The following is a 1,229-nucleotide window of genomic DNA, read 5'->3' as shown; positions in this document are numbered from 1 at the left end:
TGTAGGCTTCCCAAAAAATAGGACAGTTCATAATTCGAATTTATTAACTTTAAATTCAAACTGTCACGATGAAAAACAGCAAATTTAGCGAGAGCCAGATTATTAAAGCTCTTAAGGAAAACGAACAAGGAAGATCTGTAGGTGATCTGTCCAGGGAATTAGGAATTGATAAAAGCACGTTCTACTATTGGCGCAAGAAGTACGGAGGTATGGAACAACAGCAGCTTAAACGTTTAAAAGAGCTTGAAGAAGAGAACAATAAGCTCAAACAGATGTATGCCGATGTGAGTCTTGACAATAAGATGCTTAAGGACGTATTGTCAAAAAAGTTCTAAAGCCTTCCGACAAGAGAGTTCGTGTAAAGTATCTTATCAAAACCTTTGTAGTACCTATCATCCGTGCCTGTAAAGTTGTAGGCCTGAGTAGATCGATGTGGTATTACCAAAGTAAGAAGGATGATAGCGAGGTTATCGATAAGCTAACAGCATTGGCGGAGTCGTACCCAACTAGAGGTTTTGATGAATATTATTACAAGATCCGTCGTGAAGGCTTAAAATGGAACAGAAAACGAGTGTTACGTGTGTACCGCGAGATGAAACTCGGTCTGCGCCGTAAACATAAAAAGCGTTTGGTCAAACGTATAAAACAACCTTTAGAAACACCTTTGACACTAAATGAGTGTTGGAGTATGGATTTTATGAGCGATGCGCTTACCGATGGCAGAAAGTTGCGTGTATTTAATGTTTTGGATGATTGTAACCGGGAAGCTCTGGCAATAGATGCAGGACTTTCATATCCGGCGAGAGCCGTAATCGAAACATTGGATCGTTTAAAGGATGAAATAGGAACACCTAAATACGTGAGGTGCGATAATGGTCCGGAGTTTACCTCTAAGACATTTATGAACTGGTGTAAAAAGAACTTTATAGAAATTAAATATACACAACCGGGAAAGCCGATGCAAAACGGATATATAGAACGATTTAATCGTTTTTTTAGAGAAGATATATTGGATGCCTATTATTTCAATGACATTTATCAGCTTCAAAAGATAAGCGATAACTGGCGGGAGGATTATAATTTCAACCATCCACATAAATCATTAGGCAATATATCACCCAAAGAATTCAAGCCCAGATTTGATGAAGAATTTAAATTCTTCATCAAATCTGACCTAAATAATAATTATTTATCGAATTTAGAGGTGTCCTAAAAAAGGGAAGCCTACA

At 37.6% G+C, this 1,229-nt stretch carries 2 protein-coding genes; both read left to right on the top strand.

Features of this window, described 5'->3' with window-relative positions; genetic code table 11:
• Nucleotides 1-68 precede the first annotated feature (68 nt).
• Nucleotides 69-335, top strand: coding sequence for a transposase (locus tag ACEN2N_RS18965; protein WP_034669045.1), 267 nt, complete (start codon nucleotides 69-71; stop codon nucleotides 333-335).
• Nucleotides 317-1,213, top strand: a complete 897-nt coding sequence (locus tag ACEN2N_RS18960) for an IS3 family transposase (protein WP_441825792.1) — start codon at nucleotides 317-319, stop codon at nucleotides 1,211-1,213. The genes ACEN2N_RS18965 and ACEN2N_RS18960 overlap by 19 nt, the downstream gene beginning before the upstream one ends.
• Nucleotides 1,214-1,229 lie beyond the last annotated feature (16 nt).

The sequence above is a fragment of the Maribacter spongiicola genome, assembly GCF_052119685.1.
GTDB classification, from domain to species: domain Bacteria; phylum Bacteroidota; class Bacteroidia; order Flavobacteriales; family Flavobacteriaceae; genus Maribacter; species Maribacter spongiicola_A.
The sequence above is the reverse complement of the archived record's forward strand: the minus strand, read 5'-3'. Positions and strand labels throughout refer to the sequence as shown.

What these genes read in the sequence shown, in the direction of transcription:
- ACEN2N_RS18965 (WP_034669045.1), top strand. Translation starts at nt 69, where the DNA reads ATGAAAAACAGCAAATTTAGCGAGAGCCAGATTATTAAAGCTCTTAAG.